This is a genomic window from Ihuprevotella massiliensis (assembly GCA_900095835.1).
Taxonomy (GTDB): domain Bacteria; phylum Bacteroidota; class Bacteroidia; order Bacteroidales; family Bacteroidaceae; genus Alloprevotella; species Alloprevotella massiliensis.
Window position 1 is genome coordinate 1935094 of the sequence record LT608321.1, and the last position, 17918, is coordinate 1953011.

Sequence of the window (17918 nt, forward strand, 5' to 3'; positions counted from 1 at the left end):
CCTAGGTTTCCCTAGGAACTTACGTACGATAAAAGTCTGACGTCTAAGATATAAATCATTTCAGCAGTGAGATAGTCTTCGTTTGAAGCACTATCTCACTGCTTTTTTCGTTCCGTACCCACAGTTCGGGTACTTACGCACTTTTTCGGATAATACTTACCGCTAAATCATAATTTAGAGGCACTCATAACCGATATAGTAGACTATGAGTATCTATCAAATATAAATAGCCTGCCTAAACGGAAAATAGGGGATATCGCATCTATTAAAGCTGGTGGTGATTGTCCTTTAGAATGGTCTAAAGAAAGGACAGAAGAGTTCAATATACCTATTTTTTCGAACGGAATTGAAAATGACGGACTATATGGATATGCAAAACAAGCTACAATTTCCAAACCAAGTGTAACTGTTGCAGCACGAGGAACTATTGGCTTTTGTGCTTTACGTGAAGCAAACTATGTCCCTATCATAAGGCTATTAGCTGTTACTCCTCATGACAAGGGCGGTGAAATATACTTACATCAAATTCTGAATCGTATCACATTCAAAAAAGATGGTTCAATTCAACAACAGTTAACTGTACCTGCTCTGTCATGTATAGAAATACCATATCCAGATTCAATCCAGTTAGCCTTGTTTGCATCAAAAGTATATCCAATAGTAGAAAAGATTAGATTTTGTAATGAGCAGAATGAAAAACTTACAGAGCTACGCGACTCACTTCTCCCCCTTTTAATGAACGGACAAGTGTCGCTAAATTATGATTTATCCTCTTGCATTCTCAGTATTTTTTCTTATAATAGAATAGAACAATCAAGAATGCATCTGATGAACAAAAAAATGATAGATAATATAGTTGCTGCGATGTCTGAGGTATTGGAAGTGGCGCAGCAAATGAGACTGAGAGCTGTTTTGCAAGAATCGTTTGCACAGGTAGTGATGTCACCGGCAGAAAGCGAAAAGCGTCAGCGACAGCAAGCCAATGAAGAGTTGTTGCAGGCGTTTATTGCAGCAAAGAAAATAGAAGGATGTTCAGAAAAAACATTGCATTACTATACATCGACCATTGAAGCCTTATTGAATATGGTACAGAAGCGAATTGATGAATATGACACAAACGATATTCGCACCTATTTGTCCCATTATCAAGAAGAAAGAGGTTCGAGTAGAGTGACGATAGACAATCTTAGACGCATCTTTTCAAGTTTCTTTGCTTGGTTGGAAGATGAAGACTATATCGCGAAGAGTCCAGTGCGCCGCATTCACAAGGTGCGCACAGAGAGTTTGGTCAAGGAGGTGTTGAGCGATGAGCATATGGAGGTGTTGCGCGACTCTTGCACGGAACTCCGTGATTTGGCGATAATCGATTTGTTGGCTTCCACAGGTGTGCGTGTAGGAGAGTTAGTGCAGATGAACTGTGCAGACATCGATTTTCACGAACGGCAATGTGTTGTTTTGGGGAAGGGGAACAAAGAGCGAGAAGTCTATTTTAATGCTCGCACGAAGATACATCTGCAACGTTATCTAGAGAGTCGTAGAGATCAGAATCCGGCACTCTTTGTGGCTTTGTCTTCTCCTTATAACAGACTGACAATCGGTGGAATCGAAGCGCGATTACGTAAACTCGGTAAACGTGTGGGACTGAATAAAGTGCATCCTCACAAGTTTCGTCGCACGTTGGCCACCATGGCCATCGACAAGGGTATGCCCATAGAGCAGGTGCAACGTCTGTTGGGGCATGTAAAGATTGACACAACATTGCACTACGCCATGGTGAATCAGACGAATGTGAAGATGGCGCACCGCAAATATATTAGTTGATAGGTCTATTTTTTTCCTCTCCTTTTGGGATAATGCTTGGGGGGGCGTATCTTTGCACGTAAAATAGAAAAAATGAAGTTATCAGATATAGCAACATTCGTAGAAGATAAGATTAGTAGTAACAGCATTTCATTAGCAGATTATGTTACTACAGACTCTCTTTTGCCTAATAAAGAAGGAAAAAACTTCGCAACAAACCTTCCCCCCGTAGTATGTTCGCTAACACATTATCGAGAAGGTGATGTATTGGTGGCTAACATACGTCCCTATTTGAAGAAAGTATGGCTTGCGAATAAAGAAGGAGGAGCTTCGACTGATGTTCTTGTCTTCAGAGTGAAAGAAAGTAACAAGAGTTCTTTCTTATATGCCGTCTTGCTACAAGATAGATTTTTTGAATATGCGATGAAAGGTGCAAAAGGGAGCAAAATGCCACGTGGTGATAAAGAGCAGATAATGAGATATGAATTACCGACATTCTCCCCTCAAGAGCAAGAGAATATCGGTAATATCATTATTGGCATCACGAAAAAGATGCAGCTCAATCGGTCGATAAATCATAATTTAGAGGCGATGGCAAAGCAACTCTACGACTATTGGTTCTTGCAGTTCGACTTTCCAGACGAAAATGGCAAGCCCTACAAAAGTAGCGGTGGCAAGATGGTGTGGAATGAGAAGCTGAAGAGAGAAATACCAGAGGGGTGGAATGATTGCGTGTTGGGTGATTATATTGGACGCATCACTAACGGCTTAAATCCACGAAACAACTTTGTATTGGGAAATGGAAGGAACTATTATGTTACAATCCGAAGTTTGATTGGGACAACTATTGATTGGGACAATTGTGATAGATGTGATGATGAAGCTTTGGCTAAAATAAATTCACGTTCACAATTACAAGTTGGTGACATTATCTTTAGTGCCATAGGAACTATTGGGCGTACATATTATATTATTGAAGAACCAAGTAACTGGAGTATTAGCGAAACCTCTTTTACCCTTAGGGCTAAAGAAAACATACCTAATGATTTCTTCTATGGAATGTTATGTTCTGAAGAAATACAAATAAAAGCAGATAAGGCGGCTATGGGCAGTACTTTAAGGTGTTTGGTTATGGCATCTTTGTGTTCATTGCAATACATCAAGATTCCAGAAACAACAATGCAGTCGTTTTCAGCGAAGGTTTCCGCATTATATAAGCAAATACATCGCAACAATAAAGAAATTCTATCACTCACTAAGCAACGCGACTCTCTTCTCCCTCTCCTGATGAATGGACAGGTAGAAATCGGTGTCGAGCGTTCTCGACTAAATTATGATTTATCGAACGATTGAGGGCGATTTTTCGGTCAAGGTTACAATAGAATGAAGAGAATAGCACCAGATTATTGTCAAATGGAATATATAAGGTGAAATTTGCTAAGTGTTCATTCCTGATGTTGTTAATACTGGTCCCTTTGGCTTGTTTCTGTATATACTTCCGAAATAAGGTGCTTTGAAGGTATGCAGATATAATAGCAGCATACTTTGGCTCTTTAGGACGTATAATACGAAGAAAAGCACCAATTTGAACGTCTCCTAATGAAGAGAAAGTTGTGGCAGCCTTTCCGAGCACTTCTACGCTGCCAGTAGAAGCAACAAGGATGGTATCACCTACTTGTACGGTGTTTTTGTCATCCTTGTAACAGTATGGAAGGAACACATCATCCTCTTTCAAGCAGACCTCTCCATTTTGAATATTTCCACCACGGAGTATTCGTATACCACTAGCAGATAAATCTGCTTTATCGTAGGTGACCCCTCCAATGATTTCTGCAATATCCCCAAGTTTATATTTCTTCATGCTGATAGTTTTTGCGTTTCTGGTTGAGTTTACGCAGCTCTTTGTCGAAATCCGAGTCTATGCGTTGCGTAGGATTGAAGAGTTGGTACTCGGTATGTGCTTTCACTTTTGCCTGCTCGCTTGAGATGTTGCCTTTGCCTTGGAGAATTTGATAACGTCTAAAATTTAGGAAAGCATCGACACTCTCTGAGAAATCTGCCATCGTAAATGTAGTTTCACGCTCTACTAAATCCTCAATATAGTCAAAGAAACCGGTTACGGCACGTTCCAATCGGCGTATCTCCTCTTCGGATAGGTAATTTTTTGCCACACTCACGTCTGACTTAAGAATGCGCCCTTCCGGAGCATCTTTCCAAGTGGTCAACCCCATGTGTTCTTTGGTGTGATCGGCCTTTGTGTAGATGATTTCCGCTGCTGTATGTCCTGTGATTGCATAATGAAAGCGGTTTTGTATCATCGCATAGAATTCCTTGGTGGTAGGGGCGTTGCGATTGTAGTCAGTGCTACACTCTGCATATATGTCGGTGATCTGTTGCCAAATGCGTCGTTCACTGGCTCGGATAGAACGTACTCGCTCGAGTAGTTCGCGGAAATAGTCCTTTCCAAAGATTATCTCTCCCTGCTTGAGACGTTCATCGTCCATCACGAAGCCTTTCCTGATATATTCATTTAGGATTTTGGTTGCCCACTGACGAAACTTGGTTGCTTTGGGAGAAGAAACACGATAGCCAACAGCGATAATGGCATCGAGATTATAAAAGTCGATGCTCCTTTTGATGTTTCGGTCACCTTCGGTCTGAACTATTTCCATTTTGGAAATAGTTGAATTTACTTCTAACTCGCCCTCTTCAAAAATGTTTTTTAGGTGCTTGCTTATTGCCGGTAGATTTACATCAAAGAGTTGCGCCATTGCCTTCTGTGTGCACCAAATGGTTTCCTCTTTTATAACTACCTGCACCTTTCCCTCCTCATTGGGAAGATTATATAGTCTAAATTGAATTTCGTTATTCATTGTTGCCTACATTGCTGTTGAAGACTAAAGCATCCAATTGTTTCGTGATTTCCTCTTCGAGTCGATGACTCTCTGCAAACTGTTCAGATAGCGTTTGTTTGAAGTTGGCCATACGAGCATTGAATTCCTCCTCGGTGATGTCCACATATTCGATTTTGATGTCGAAATATTGTCCGGCAGAGAGGGAATTGCCTTTTTCTTTTATCTCATCGTAGCTTACACATACGGAGAAGTCGTCGACAGCTTTGCGCTCGCGGAATGTAGACACGATTTGTTCCACCTCGAAGTCTCGGAGTCGCTTCTTTTGATTGTTTCCGTCTTTGTATTCCTCGCCCATTTTGCTCGCATCGATTAGGATTACCTTGTCGGCTGAGGCTGATTTGTCGAAGAAGAGCACAGAGACGTTAGTACCCGTGGTGGCAAATACATTGCTAGGCATAGAGATACAGCCATAAATCCAGCGTTCGTCCACTATTTTGGAAAGTATTTTCTTTTCGATGCCACTCTTGGAGGTGATGAATCCCGTAGGCACTACGATGGCACCCTTGCCTGTTGGTTTCAATGAATTGAGCACGTGCTGAATGAAACAGGTGTAGATGGCCATGCCTTCTTTTTTCTTGGCTGGCACATTGGGCACTCCCGCCCAGAAGCGCGCAGGTTGTGCGGCTATCTTTTCACGCGTGCCTGAAAAGTCGAACTTAAACGGTGGGTTGCTGACCACAAAATCAAATTGGCGAAGACTTTGTTTGTCGTCGCTTTTGTGGTAAGGCGAGGTGAGGGTGTCACCTTGGATGGCATAGTCGAGCGAAGATACCAAACCATTGAGCAGAAGATTGAGTTTGAGCATCTTGTTGGAACGCTGCGAAATGTCTTGTGAGAAGATGGTGCAGCGTTCCTCACCGATTTGGTGGCTCAGCGCCATGAGGAGTGTGCCTGTGCCTGCTGAGGGGTCGTAGCATTCCTGGCTGTGCAACTCAGGGTTGTCGCCCACCAACAAGCGCGCCATGATGGTGGCTATGGCGTGTGGAGTGTAGTATTCGGCATATTTTCCTCCGCCTGCGGTGTTGTAATCTTTGATGAGATATTCAAAGATCGAGGCAAAGAAGTCGTAGTGCTGCTCGAAGGCAGATTCGAAAGAAAAGTTGACAAGCTTATCGACTAGTGCACGAGCAAAAGGTGCGCGCTGTGCAGCATCGGTGACATAGTGGGTCAGCGGTTCGAAGAGTGGAATCTTGGTGTTCTCTGTGGTTTGTGTAGAGAAAATGTCGGCATTTTGTTCTGCGATGTCCGTCATTGTGTTGTCGAAAATCGTGTCAAAATCGCCTTTTCCTTGTTGGTTCCACAGATGAGCGATGAGGTGATAAGGCTCTAAGGTGGGCACCTCAGCAGGGAGTGCCCCTTGCAAGAGTAGTCTTTCCTCATCTGTGAGCTGGGCATAAGCCTCTTCCCATTTGGGAGCCTCTTTGATGCGTGGGGCTATGTCGCTAAACGCCCTTTTGATTTCAAAGCCAAATTTGTCGTTGAGAAATTTGTAGAGAAATACCTGCGTGATGATTTTATATTCGTTGCCATCGTTGCCCATACCATAACTGGTGCAGGTGGCTTTGAGTTCGTCAATGAGTTTGAGGGTTTGTTCTTTGATAGGCATATTCTAGGCGTTAGCGTAGGTGGCGTGATATTGGTTGAGATATTGCTGCGCAATGCGATCTTTGATGAAATGATAGTCCGCAGTGTCAGGCTTGATTTGGGGTAAATGATAAAGACATCCTTGGATGAGTGAAAGCACCGTCTTTGTGAAAAAAGCATCTTTTTTGAGAATGTCATTCCTGTCGTAGACTTTCTTGTCGATGTCTTCTTTAATCATGTGCAGAATGGCCATGATTTCTTCGTCTCTGAAGGAGAACATGGGAGGTTTGTTTTCTGCTTCTCTTTGGTGATTCACCTCTCGGATGCGTTTGTGTACGCGAGCGAATTTCACATCTCCGTCATATTTCTTCACTAAAGCATTGTTGCGCACGAGGATTACTTGTAGGCGTTTCATCACATCGTCTAGAGCCTTGGTTTCTTCGTTAAACTTCGCCACGGTGTCAATCACGAAGCCACGTTGTTTGAAGCGTTCGGTGAAGGCATCGCGCAGAGTGATAAACTCAGGGTCGTCTTGGTCGAAGTTTTGCGTGAAAGCTGTGATGGTGCGTTGCCATTTCTCTTTCAATTCCATGCCTCCAGCAATGAGCCGCAATTCCTCTTCTCCAATCTTTGAGAAGTTGAACTCAATGTCTAGCATTGCTTCGTTGATGAGTAGCTTTGTTTCAGCGTTTACTTCGAAGGCTGCTTTCTGATTGATGATGTTGATGCGGTGCTGCACTTCGCTGAGGAGCTCAGGGAGTTTGGTGATTTCCACCTTGGCAAAGTCGTTGCGCATTTGGTCATCTCCAAAGGTGCGCACCACGTTGGCCATGTTTTTGGCAGCGGTGAGAGCATGTTTGAGCTCAAGGAGCGTGGCCTTGTCTTCTTCAGTGGAGATTTCAGTAGAAAAATCCTCCGCATTGTCGCACGAGTAGTTGAAGAGAGTTTGGCGGATGTTTTTCATCTGTTCGATGATTTCCTCCTTGCTCTCCAGCACTTGAGCGAAAGTGTTCACATTGGTTGGTGCCTCGTCGTTGGATACCTCATTAAATCGATTCAACTCTTGTAGGTACGCCTCATTGGTTTCATCGAAATTGCGTTTGATGTCTGCAAAGTCAATGAGAAATCCATAGCGCATCTGCTTGTAAGGGCGATTGACGCGCGTGATGGCCTGCAGCAGATTGTGGTCTTTGAGTTTACGACCGAAATACAAGCGTTTGAGTCGTGGTGCATCAAATCCGGTGAGGAGCATGTTGAAAACGATGAGCACATCTATGGTCATGTTTTTCTTGAAGTCCTTGACGATTTGTCGTCGTGTTTCTTTGTCCTCGTGGTCATGCAAGATGAGTCCAGCTTTGAGGGAGGTGTCAGGACACACACTTTGACGAATTTGTTCGAAGTGTTCGTAGAGTTTCTCAGCCTGCGCACTGGTTTCACAGATAATCATGCCACCTAGGCTATGGTCACCTTGGATCTTGCGAAATTTGACCAAATCGGTGATGATATATCGCAAGAGTTCATCCACGTAGTTGTCATGCTCTATGATCTGGCTCTTGCGCACATCCTTTTTCTCTACGAGGGTTTCTAGTTTGTCTTGCACCTCCGTAAGTTTTTCCTTATAGGACGTTTCAATTTCCTCTCGGAGGATTTTGAGCGTATAGCCGTCGGCGATGGAGCGGTCGTAGTAGTAGGTGTGAAGATAGTTGCCAAACACTTTGCACGAGGCTTGTTCCTCCTTGAGGAGGGGAGTGCCCGTGAGTGCAATTTTGATAGCATTTTGGTCTGCATCAAAAAGGTTGGCCAAGAAGCAGCCTCCAGGACGGTAGCCCCGATGCGCTTCGTCGAGGATAAACACGCGTTGCAGGTTGGTGGCATAGGCATTGAGTTCCACACGCTCGGTGTCTTCTGCAAATCGTTGGATGTTGACCACAGTGATTTCTGCCTTTCCTTCAGCACCATGTTGAGCCTGGTTCTTTCGGAATTGTTCCATCAGTTCTTTGCGCGTGTTGGCGGTGTTCACCACCAATCCTCTGGCTTCAAACTCTTGGGTGGCTTGTTCTAGGAGATCAAGGCGGTCTACGATAAAATAAAACTTCGCCACTTTGTTTTGCCGAGCAAAGTAGTCGTTGAGCACATGCGTCAAGTGGTAGGATAAAGCCGTTTTGCCACTCCCTTGCGTGTGCCACACCAATCCTGAACGCACCCCCTCAGAGAGTTTGCGTTCTATCGCCATCGCTGCAAAGAGTTGCTGATAGCGCATGATATGCTTTTGGTCGGTCGACTCAATTTTTCCATCCACCTCTCGTTCCATTCTCACATAGGCAATGCCATAGCGCAATATATAGAGCAATCGTTCCGGACTGCACATGGAGGTCAATATGCGGTTGGTGGGTGTAAAGGCGGAAAGGTTCGTCTGATATTCCGGACTGGTGTGGATGACTTGGCAGTTATAATCCTTTAGAATCTGTTTTTCTGTTGCATCATCGATGGGTGCATAGGGATAATCCTTATGAAAAGGAGCCACTTTGTTGCCCTGGGGATTCTCTTCTCGGAAACAGTTGAAGGGCGCAGAAACTCTAGCGCCTGTGCAATAGAACGCTCCTTCCACTGGCACAACGCCTCCCATGGTGTCATATTCCATGTTGTTGGAGAAAATCATCAACTGTGTCATGTTGAGGAAGCATCGGAACTTCTTGTTCGGAAATCGTTCATGGTTCATCCGCGTGCTTTCTGCCACCATGCCCCCTGCGTTGTTGGGTTTCTTCACCTCCACGAAGCATAAAGGCAACCCATTGACAAAGAGTGTGATGTCAGGACGGAACTCGTCCTGACCATTTTTGCACGTAAACTCCGCCGTAAAGTGAAAGACATTGTTGGCAGGGTGGTCGAAGTCTATCAACTTGATGGGAGAAATGGCTTTGAGTCTTTTGTAAAAACCTCTACCTAAGTCATCATCGTTGAGTTCTTTGCGTATGTCCGATAGTATTTGCTCGAAGTTTCCAGCTTGTTCTGGATTAAGTCGGCAAAATTGCTCCTTAAATACCTTAAGGAGAATATTCGTGTGTGGGTCATACACGCCATTGTGCGCATCTTCCTCATGGATTTTACCAATATATTGGTAGCCTAGTCGGGTGAGATGCACCATTGCTGGCATTTGTACGCGTGTAGCTTCGTTAAATGTACCCATATATTTTCAATTAGAAGGGCTAGAGATAGGCGAATGTAGCGAAAACGCTTTCAAAAATGGATAGACGGATAAATGACCATGGTCCTAGTAGTTACCTTGGTTTGTTGACTTAATAGTCAGACTTCCCTACAAAGATACAACATTAAAGGATTTTATAAAGAGAAAATGTCGATTTCTTTGTGTTAGGCAATGATAATCTGCGCACTTAAGTACTGTGATTTCTAAACTACAATTTGAGTGGAGTTGTTATTCTTTGATTTTTAGCTGTATGAAAGGATCTTTCAAAGGGCAAGACATACATTGTGAAGCAAATGTAATATCCATCACTTTTAATGTAGAAATAGCATATTACTAAGAAAACTCATGACGGAACAAATGTGTTGGGGCTGCCTTCTTTCTCGGGGGAGGGCAGCCCTCATTTGGGGCTTCTCGCGTGCGCATACGCGCGCGCATTACAGCAAAACAATAGTTTTTGCTTTCACAACCTTCACAAAATTGCGCGTATCTCGATGGGAGATAGTGCGTTAGGAGGGTAATAGGAACGGTGTTCGTGTGGAACCGCACTTTGGAGCTCGCAAAAGGGATTTCGAGAGCTGCAAAATGAGCCGAAAAAAGAAAACTGATAGGAAATTGCCTGTTCGGTGACTTGTCTCACTATGGCGTTTTAATGAACTTTTTGGTGGATGAATAGGGTGGTATGGGTTCATCATTTCTGCAAAGAAAATGGGTCAGTGCGTCCCTTTTAGTGAAATCTCGGAGCATCTCAGTAAAAAGTCCGACGTTTCTGAGAAAATGTCCGACATTTTTTGGAAAAAGTCCAACGTTACTGAGAAAATGTCCCACGTTTTTTGGGGAACGTCCATTGTTTTTAGTCGAGCTTCCCTTGCGTTGTGGCATTTCTCGAAAAAGTGGGTAGATGCAGGGGGAAGCGACGGATTTCTTGAAGCCTTGGGCAGAAATAGGGGGGAACGCGCAGAGGCGACTATGGGCATTTTCCAGTCTTTTGAGGGACAAAAAAGGGCGATGCGTGCTTGAATTGTTAAAAGTTGTCCGAAGGGCAGCCGCAAATTGTTGGCAACTAGGGTGTTACAAAGAAATCTGTGAAGGTTGTGAAAGCAAAAAGCACAAAACTCCTGTAGGGTGCGCGCACGCGTGCGCGCGAGAGAAGGAGAATTAAGGCTTGTTAAGGATGAGTTTTAGACTGGGCAGGAAGGTGGGGGGCACTCATTGAACAAAATTCGGGAGGGAGCTAGGATAAGTTTGCGGAATTTTTGCTATCTTTGCAGATATATCCTTAAACATCAAGAGATGGTGAAAATAAAAAATAGAATATTGCTTTTTGTAGGTTTGTGTTTGATGAGCCTTTGTTCCTGTCTGGCGATGGCACAAACTTTGGGTACAGAAGATTTGAATGTCATCAATTCCAAGAAGGTCCAAGCCTTCGTGAGTTATGCACTGGATCAACAAGGATTTTATCGCGAGAATGATGTGAGCAAGGTGACGATGGTCAATGCCCCTTACCGCATGTATGCCTACGACAAGCACGATGGTGTGCTCTATGTGGTGAATGAGACTGGAAACTATGCCGTGACCCTCACCCGCGAACAAATCCGCCTGATGAAACGCAACAAAGATGTGCCCCATCTGCGTGGAGACGATTTGGCAATCCTCACCCGACAAGTCACCACCCAAGTGCGTAAGTTGGTCAAGCAACACAATGATATGCGCACCAACGAACTGCAACAGCTGAAACGCCGCGATGAGGAAGAACGTGCAAAACAAGCTGAGGCGGAGCGTTTTCGTGAAGAACAACGGAAACTCGAGGAAGCGCGCCGAGCAGCAGCCCGTGAGGCTGCCCTTAAAGAAGAATATCGCCGCACCCACCTCTGGAATGTGGTGCCAACACACGGGGCGAGTTTGACGTGCATCATGGACGACTGCGACAAGGTGACGGAGGCGGACTCGGTGTATATGGTGAATATGGATGGTAAATTCCTCTATTACATCACCGATGAGCCCTTCCAAATCGGAGAGACCATCCACAAAGTGCACGTGAGCACGGTGCCTGCAAAGATGAGCAGCGGTAGTGGATTCAAACTCCACTGCGAAGTCTTCAAAGATAGCATCATGCATGAAGAAGTGACGGACGAATTTGTGAAGCGGATGAACCAACTCCAATATGAGATTGGCGTGGAAAAGGTGAGGCAAAAAGCACCTCACGGCTATTTCCTCAACTGGGGCTGGGAGAGCAATCCAAATCTGATGTTTCGTTGCAACTTCTTTAATCTCGACAGCCGCACGGTCAAAGAAATGGTGTTGTATTGGGAACTACTCAATGCGCACAGTGAACCCGTGAAAACTGGTTCTCTCAAAATGACTGGGGTGCAGATCAAACCAAACACTTGGAGAGCGGCAAAATGGAGCCACACTTCGGTGGAAGTACCTGAAGAGGTTGCTCAGTTTAGATTGAGCAAGGTGTCGATTCGTTATACCAACAACGAGGTGGTGTCGCTCTCTCCTGCAGACATTTTTAGCAATAGCGATGCAGAAGTGCTCCCCGGTGTGCCCGTAAATGGCGAGGAGTATGAATATGAAGAGACCGAAATGAGCAGACCTCGTACCGCTGCTCCCAAGGCTAAGGGCGCTCACCAATCCACGAAGGTGAACTCTAAAATTTCGCCACGTGTGAAAAAGAGCGACTCTAACGACCTTTTTAATTAAGGATGGTGTCAATCTTTGGGTGATGTGTGTTCATGCGTTTTAGAGCGAATGAGGCGCCAAAATCGAGGTGAATCGATGAGGAGACTTCCTCGATGATACATGTGCATCCGAATGATTAGCAAAAAGGCTGGACTCTACATTCAGAGTCCAGCCTTTTTTGTGGAGTTGTGCGGAAGGAGGGACTAGGCTTTTGCAGCGTCCCAACCTTGGGCTTTGAGGGCAAATTCGTTGCCATCGCGCGTGATGAGTTGTGTGCCTTCGGCAGCGGTGGTGATGTGACCGATGATTTTGACATCGGGCAGGGCTTCCACACGCTCGTGGTCGGTGAGGGGCACGGTGAAGAGGAGTTCGTAGTCCTCACCACCATTGAGGGCACAGGTGGAGACATTGAGGTTGAATTGCTCGGCTGCGACTGCCGTTTGGTAGTCGATGGGTAAGCGTTCCTCAAAGATGCGGCAACCCACTTGGCTTTCGTGGCAGATGTGGAGAAGTTCGCTGCTGATGCCATCGCTCACATCGATCATGGCAGTGGGGCGGATGCCTGCTTGGCGCAGACTTTCGACCACATCGCGACGTGCCTCGGGTTTGAGCAAGCGCTCAAGGAGGTATTCCTGTCCAGAGAAGTCGGGTTGGAAATTGAGCGCATCGCGGGCTTCTTGCGATTTGGCAGCCTTCACCTGCGAGAGATAAATGGCTTTTTCGCGCTCCATGAGTTGAAGTCCCATATAAGCCGCTCCAAAATTGCCTGAAACACAAACGAGGTCGGTGGGTTTTGCGCCCGAACGCTTGACGATGTTGGAGGGAGCAGCGGTGCCAATGGCGGTGATGCTGATGGCGATGCCGGTGAGGGAAGCCGAGGTGTCGCCTCCCACGAGGTCTACGCCGTGGCGCTCGCAGGCAAGACGAAGTCCGGCATAGAACTCATCGAGATCTTCCACTTGAAAACGATTGCTCACCGCCAGCGAAACGAGGAGTTGGCGGGGGGTGCCGTTCATGGCGTAGATGTCGGAGAGATTGACCATGGCGGCTTTGTAGCCCAAATGGCGCAATGGGGTGTAGACAAGGTCGAAGTGGATGCCCTCCATGAGCATATCGGTGGTGACGAGGGTTTGTTCGCCTTCGGTGGTTCCGATGATGGCGCAGTCGTCGCCGACTCCCTGCAAAGTGCTGGGCTGGGTGGGCGTGATGCCTTCGGTGAGGTGGCGAATGAGACCAAATTCGCCAAGAGAGGATATGGTGGACATTAGACGTTGTTAGACGTTAGCAATTAGACGTTAGAGGGTCGCGGACCCCTTTATGCTCACCGCGTCAAGCGCGGCTCGGGGGCTTATGAGGGGATAGACGTTAGCAATTAGACGTTAGACGTTAGAGGGTAGACGTTAGAGAGTCGCGGACCCTTTTATGCTCGCCGCGACAAGCGCGGCTCGGGGGGATAGACGTTAGAGGGTAGACGTTAGACGTTAGAGGGTAGACTTTCGTCGCTTCTTAGAAGTTTTCGAGGTAAAGGTTTTGCCCTCTCTAACGTCTAATGTCTAACGTCTAATATCTAACCTCTAATTTCTAAATTAGAAATAGAATCCCAATCCGATGCGTGTACCCACTTCGCTACCTTGGGAGAAGTCGTTGACCGAAAGTTTGTAGAATACTTGGGGTTCAATGGCAATGTAGTGATTGAGGTAGAAGGTGTAGCCCACGGTGAAGGGAAGACGGAGGTCGTTTTGGTTGGGGCTGCGGTGGATGTATTCGAGTCCAGTGCCGAGAGAGATGCCGTTGGACGAGAAATAGTAGCGCACCCCAGCACCAAGGTTGACCTCGTTGCTACGATAGCCATAGTGGTTGAATCCTACAGTGCCGTGTAGCATCCAGTTGTCTTCGAAGAAATAACCACCTTCAGCGTTCATGCCAAGGCGGAAGCCACCGCGGTCGTTGTAGTTGATGCCGAAGTTGGAGAGAGAGGCATTGACATAGTGGGTGTCTTGCTCAAACTGTGCGCGTGCACCGATGGAGAAGCTCACGAGGAGGAGCAGGAGAGTGAGGATTTTTTTCATGAAAAACGGGTTGTGATAAGCGATAACCGCTTGTGAATTTACTAGAGATTGGCGATAAGTGCTGTGAGGCGTTGTACGTGGTCATCGGCTTTTGCCTTGAAGACTTCAGCTTGTCCTGCTTCGTTGCGCATGGCGTAGGAAACACTGCAGGTGTATATCATGCCTGCGAACTCCATGCCGGTGAAACCTGCTGCAAACATCTGGGCAAACATGAGTTTGTCGAAGGCATTACCATTATCGTTGATGTAGACTTCTTCGGGGGCGCCCACCGTGAAGGAGAGAATGAGCTTCTTGCCTTTGAGGGCAGTGCCAGTGGAACCGTGAGAGAAGCCGCGAAGCCATACTTCTTCTATCCATCGTTGGAGCAAACTGGGGATGCTGAACCAGAAAAGTGGGAATTGGAAGACTACGATGTCGGCTTCGACAAGGCGTTGTTGCTCACGTGCCACATCGATGGGCTTGTGGGTGTAGAGATCTGCAAGACGAACAATTTCTGCTTCGGGAAGTGCGACAGAAAGACGGTCGAGAATCTCATTATTAACTACGGAATCTTTGGGGTCGGTATGACCGCTAATGATAAGAACTTTAGACATTGAGTTTAGATGTTAGACATTAGACGTTAGACGTTAGAGGGTCGCGGACCCCTTTATGCTCGCCGCGTCAAGCGCGGCTCGGGGGCTTAGACGTTAGCAATTAGACATTAGATGTTAGACGTTAGACGTTAGATGTTAGACGTTAGAGCATCTAGACGAACTAGAGAAACTAATCTCTAATCTCTAACGTCTAACCTCTAACCTCTAACTTCTAATTTAATTATCTCTCCAGAAGGAGGGAGTGAAGGGGAGGAGTAGGCCGAAGATCTCGAGACGTCCAGCGAGCATAAGGAAGGAGCTGAGCCAAAGTCCGAGGTCGGGGAGTTCACTCCAAGAATCGAGCGGTCCGAGTGAGTAGCCGATGCCAGGACCGACGTTGCAGAAAGTGGAGATGCTCAGTCCGAAACTATCAAACACAGGATATCCCAACATGACGAAGATGCTGATGCCCACAATCATGAGAAAGAGATAGCAACAGATGTAGGCAAAGATGCTTTGAAGGACGTCGGCAGTGAGATAGTCGTTGTTGATGCGCAGAGGGAGGACAGCGCGGGGGTGGAGGATGCGGCGCACCTCGGTGCGCATCACCTTGAGGGCGGTGAGGATGCGCACGATTTTTACCCCACCAGCAGTGCTACCGGCACAAGCGCCCATGATGCTCACCAAGATGAGGCTAATCCAGGTGAGGTGTGGCCAGAGCATGAAGTTTTCTGTGGTGAATCCCGTGGTGCTCATCATGGATGTGACATAGAAGAGCGATTCGCGGAAGCCATGTTCGGAAGGATTTCCCGAATGCCACCACTGACTCAGGGTGCAGGTGGTGGTGAAAAGGAGAATGAAGGTGATGAACAGTCGCAGTTCCTCGTCTTTCCATAGGAGTCTAAAACGACGCTTGAAAATCATGAAGTAGAGCAGCGTGAAGTTGACAGAACTGAGGAACATGAAAATCACCGAAACATATTCGATGGCAGGAGAGTGGAAGTGGGCAATGCTTGCCGTATGGGTGGAAAATCCTCCAGTGGCGATGGTGGAAAAACTGTGGCAGATGGCATCAAAGGTGTTCATACCACAGAGTCGATAGGCGATGCCACACAAGATGGTGATGAGAAAATAGGTGCTCCAAAGATAGTGGGCAGTGGTGCTCACGCGCGAGTGGAGTTTGCTGAGTTTCAGTCCTGTGGCTTCGGCAGAAAAGAGTTCTTGTTCGCCGATGCCGAGTGCCGGCAAGAGGGCGAGGGTGAAGAAGATGATTCCCATACCTCCCACCCAGTGGGTGATGCTGCGCCAGAGCAAGATGGAGTGGGGCAGGACATCGATGTTGATGAAAGCTGTGGAGCCTGTGGTGGTGAATCCCGACATAGCTTCAAAGAAGGCCTCTGCGGGGCGGTGCATGTGTCCGCCAAAGAGAAAGGGGAGCATGCCCAAGATGCCGTAGATGATCCACACGATGGCGACGATGAAAAAACCATCTCTACGCTCAAAGTGTGTGGGACCTTTTCCCCCCAAGAGTCCCAAAAGCAAGCTCAGTGTGGTGCAGATGCAGATGGGGACAAACCATGTGCTGTGGTGAGATTCGCCATAGCTGATGCCAACGAGCCAACAAATGAGGAACAACAAGGCTTCGAGACCGATGAGTCCTGAAAAGGCACGTGCAATGATGCGATAGTTGAGCATGAAATAGGATTATTGGAGAAACTTTTCCAGCTTGCGGGTTTCGCTGTGAAGACAGAAGATGAGGAGGGTGTCGCCCGCTTGGAAGATGGTGTTGCCGTTGGCAAGATAGCCTTTGTCGCCACGCACATAACCACCGATGCTGGCTTGTGAGGGGAAATGGAGGTCTTTGACGGCTTTGCGAGTGAAGATGGAGTCGGCTTTGACACGATATTCGAGTACATCGGCATCAGCTACGGTGAAGTTTTTGATGGAGGCGACGTCGGCTCTGAGCAGCATGCGATAGATGTGGGCAGCCGCAAAGGTTTTCTTGTTGATGATAGAACCGACATCCACTTTCTCAGCCAGTTCGATGTAGCCGCTCTGTTCGACCATGGCAATGGTCTTGGTGATATTGAGCAATCGTTTGGCGGAGAGCGATGCGATGATGTTGGACTCTGTGTTTTTGGTGGCAGCCACAAAGACATCAGCTTTGCGGATGCCTTCGTCGTTGAGGAAACTCAAATCGCGGGCATCGCCACTATACACTTGGTTTTTGGCATGGGTGATGGCACGATGTACGGCTTTCTCTTTATCGGGATTTCGCTCCACGACCCACGTACTGATGTTTTTGGGGAGTGAATTGAGACTGTGGATGGTGATGTCGCTGCCGCCCATATAGACCACGCGTTTGGCTTCGGGAATGTTTTCTTTGTCGAAAATATGGCGTACAAACTGGATGTGTTCGGGACGCGTCATGACAAACACCAAGTCACCCAAGCGAATGGTGGTTTCGCCATGAGGAATGATGGTCACCCCGTTGCGTTTGATGGCAGTGATGTGGAAGGGGTCTTCAGGACTTGAGATTTCCGAGATGGGTTTGTCGATGAGTTCGCAGTCTTCACGCATCACCACGGCAAAGAGAAGGAGTTTGCCACACTGCATTTCCCACCATTGGCGTGCCCATGGACGAGAGATGAGGTGGTTGATTTCGTTGGCTACGAGCAATTCGGGATAAATCAGAGAGTCGATGCCGAGTTTGCGGAAAAACTCTTGATTTTCGGCTTCCATATACTCGATGCTGTCTACGCGTGCCACGCACTTCTTTGCTCCTAACTGCTTCGCCAGCATGCAGCTCGTCATGTTGCGGCTCTCATCGGGCGTGACCCCTACGAAGAGGTCACAATCTTCCACACCAGCTTCGCGGAGAAAGCTGATGGAGGTGGGAGCGCCAGACATTTTGAGCAAGTCTTCGTGGATGCAAGCCGTTTTCAAAGACTGCTCGTTGTCGGAGATGAGTACGATGTTGTGTTTGTCTTGGTTGAGGAGTGTGGCTAAGTGGCTACCCACTTCTCCTGCTCCAGCTATGACGATACGCATGATGGAAATGGAAGGGCGCAGTGCGCCAGTTGAAGGGTTC

Annotated in this window: 12 protein-coding genes and 1 pseudogene; 4 read left to right on the forward strand and 9 right to left on the reverse strand. The window is 46.9% G+C overall.

Features of this window, described 5'->3' with window-relative positions; all coding sequences use genetic code 11:
* Positions 1-246 precede the first annotated feature (246 nt).
* The 3 genes and pseudogenes from BQ2633_RS11480 to BQ2633_RS07865 all read left to right on the forward strand — a co-directional run.
* Positions 247-606: pseudogene (locus tag BQ2633_RS11480) on the forward strand (restriction endonuclease subunit S); the annotation flags it as partial.
* Positions 607-840: 234 nt separating this feature from the next.
* The gene (xerA, locus tag BQ2633_RS11485) at positions 841-1821 is read left to right on the forward strand and encodes a site-specific tyrosine recombinase/integron integrase (protein WP_428829836.1); all 981 of its coding nucleotides are present in this window, start codon (positions 841-843) and stop codon (positions 1819-1821) included.
* Positions 1822-1893: 72 nt separating this feature from the next.
* Entirely contained in the window at positions 1894-3153 is a 1260-nt protein-coding gene (locus BQ2633_RS07865; protein ID WP_075566279.1) for a restriction endonuclease subunit S, read from the forward strand.
* On the opposite strand, the gene BQ2633_RS07870 is transcribed toward BQ2633_RS07865, so the two are convergent.
* From BQ2633_RS07870 to BQ2633_RS07885, 4 genes are read right to left on the reverse strand one after another with little or no spacing between them, the layout of a single operon-like run.
* The gene (locus BQ2633_RS07870) at positions 3056-3661 is read right to left on the reverse strand and encodes a restriction endonuclease subunit S (protein ID WP_075566281.1); all 606 of its coding nucleotides are present in this window, start codon (positions 3659-3661) and stop codon (positions 3056-3058) included. The genes BQ2633_RS07865 and BQ2633_RS07870 overlap by 98 nt on opposite strands.
* Positions 3648-4673 (reverse strand): virulence RhuM family protein, encoded by a 1026-nt coding sequence (locus tag BQ2633_RS07875; protein WP_075566282.1) that lies wholly within the window; start codon positions 4671-4673, stop codon positions 3648-3650. The genes BQ2633_RS07870 and BQ2633_RS07875 overlap by 14 nt, the downstream gene beginning before the upstream one ends.
* Positions 4666-6321: an HsdM family class I SAM-dependent methyltransferase gene (locus BQ2633_RS07880; RefSeq protein ID WP_075566283.1), complete on the reverse strand. Its 1656-nt coding sequence runs from the start codon at positions 6319-6321 to the stop codon at positions 4666-4668. The genes BQ2633_RS07875 and BQ2633_RS07880 overlap by 8 nt, the downstream gene beginning before the upstream one ends.
* 3 nt (positions 6322-6324) lie before the next feature.
* The gene (locus BQ2633_RS07885; RefSeq protein ID WP_075566284.1) at positions 6325-9486 is read right to left on the reverse strand and encodes a type I restriction endonuclease subunit R; all 3162 of its coding nucleotides are present in this window, start codon (positions 9484-9486) and stop codon (positions 6325-6327) included.
* A 1380-nt stretch (positions 9487-10866) separates the two neighbouring features.
* On the opposite strand from BQ2633_RS07885, the gene BQ2633_RS07895 reads away from it, so the two are divergent.
* Entirely contained in the window at positions 10867-12207 is a 1341-nt protein-coding gene (locus BQ2633_RS07895; protein ID WP_075566287.1) for a hypothetical protein, read from the forward strand.
* A 182-nt stretch (positions 12208-12389) separates the two neighbouring features.
* On the opposite strand, the gene thiL is transcribed toward BQ2633_RS07895, so the two are convergent.
* From thiL to trkA, 5 genes are all read right to left on the reverse strand, one after another.
* Complete coding sequence (gene thiL / locus BQ2633_RS07900; RefSeq protein ID WP_075566289.1) at positions 12390-13451, reverse strand: thiamine-phosphate kinase; 1062 nt, start codon at positions 13449-13451, stop codon at positions 12390-12392.
* Between the two features lie 321 nt (positions 13452-13772).
* Entirely contained in the window at positions 13773-14255 is a 483-nt protein-coding gene (locus BQ2633_RS07905; RefSeq protein WP_075566290.1) for an outer membrane beta-barrel protein, read from the reverse strand.
* A 41-nt stretch (positions 14256-14296) separates the two neighbouring features.
* Positions 14297-14848 carry an NAD(P)H-dependent oxidoreductase gene (locus BQ2633_RS07910; RefSeq protein ID WP_075566292.1) on the reverse strand — a complete coding sequence of 184 codons (552 nt, stop codon included), beginning with the start codon at positions 14846-14848 and terminating at the stop codon, positions 14297-14299.
* A gap of 216 nt (positions 14849-15064) precedes the next feature.
* Positions 15065-16522 carry a TrkH family potassium uptake protein gene (locus BQ2633_RS07915; protein ID WP_075566293.1) on the reverse strand — a complete coding sequence of 486 codons (1458 nt, stop codon included), beginning with the start codon at positions 16520-16522 and terminating at the stop codon, positions 15065-15067.
* 9 nt (positions 16523-16531) lie between these two features.
* Positions 16532-17878, reverse strand: a complete 1347-nt coding sequence (gene trkA / locus BQ2633_RS07920) for a Trk system potassium transporter TrkA (RefSeq protein ID WP_075566295.1) — start codon at positions 17876-17878, stop codon at positions 16532-16534.
* Between the last annotated feature and the right edge of the window lie 40 nt (positions 17879-17918).

What these genes read in the sequence shown, in the direction of transcription:
- BQ2633_RS07910 (WP_075566292.1), bottom strand. Translation starts at nt 14,848, where the DNA reads ATGTCTAAAGTTCTTATCATTAGCGGTCATACCGACCCCAAAGATTCC.
- BQ2633_RS07870 (WP_075566281.1), bottom strand. Translation starts at nt 3,661, where the DNA reads ATGAAGAAATATAAACTTGGGGATATTGCAGAAATCATTGGAGGGGTC.
- BQ2633_RS07915 (WP_075566293.1), bottom strand. Translation starts at nt 16,522, where the DNA reads ATGCTCAACTATCGCATCATTGCACGTGCCTTTTCAGGACTCATCGGT.
- BQ2633_RS07865 (WP_075566279.1), top strand. Translation starts at nt 1,894, where the DNA reads ATGAAGTTATCAGATATAGCAACATTCGTAGAAGATAAGATTAGTAGT.
- BQ2633_RS07885 (WP_075566284.1), bottom strand. Translation starts at nt 9,486, where the DNA reads ATGGGTACATTTAACGAAGCTACACGCGTACAAATGCCAGCAATGGTG.
- BQ2633_RS07905 (WP_075566290.1), bottom strand. Translation starts at nt 14,255, where the DNA reads ATGAAAAAAATCCTCACTCTCCTGCTCCTCCTCGTGAGCTTCTCCATC.
- BQ2633_RS07875 (WP_075566282.1), bottom strand. Translation starts at nt 4,673, where the DNA reads ATGAATAACGAAATTCAATTTAGACTATATAATCTTCCCAATGAGGAG.
- BQ2633_RS07895 (WP_075566287.1), top strand. Translation starts at nt 10,867, where the DNA reads ATGGCACAAACTTTGGGTACAGAAGATTTGAATGTCATCAATTCCAAG.
- thiL (WP_075566289.1), bottom strand. Translation starts at nt 13,451, where the DNA reads ATGTCCACCATATCCTCTCTTGGCGAATTTGGTCTCATTCGCCACCTC.
- BQ2633_RS07880 (WP_075566283.1), bottom strand. Translation starts at nt 6,321, where the DNA reads ATGCCTATCAAAGAACAAACCCTCAAACTCATTGACGAACTCAAAGCC.
- trkA (WP_075566295.1), bottom strand. Translation starts at nt 17,878, where the DNA reads ATGCGTATCGTCATAGCTGGAGCAGGAGAAGTGGGTAGCCACTTAGCC.
- xerA (WP_428829836.1), top strand. Translation starts at nt 841, where the DNA reads ATGATAGATAATATAGTTGCTGCGATGTCTGAGGTATTGGAAGTGGCG.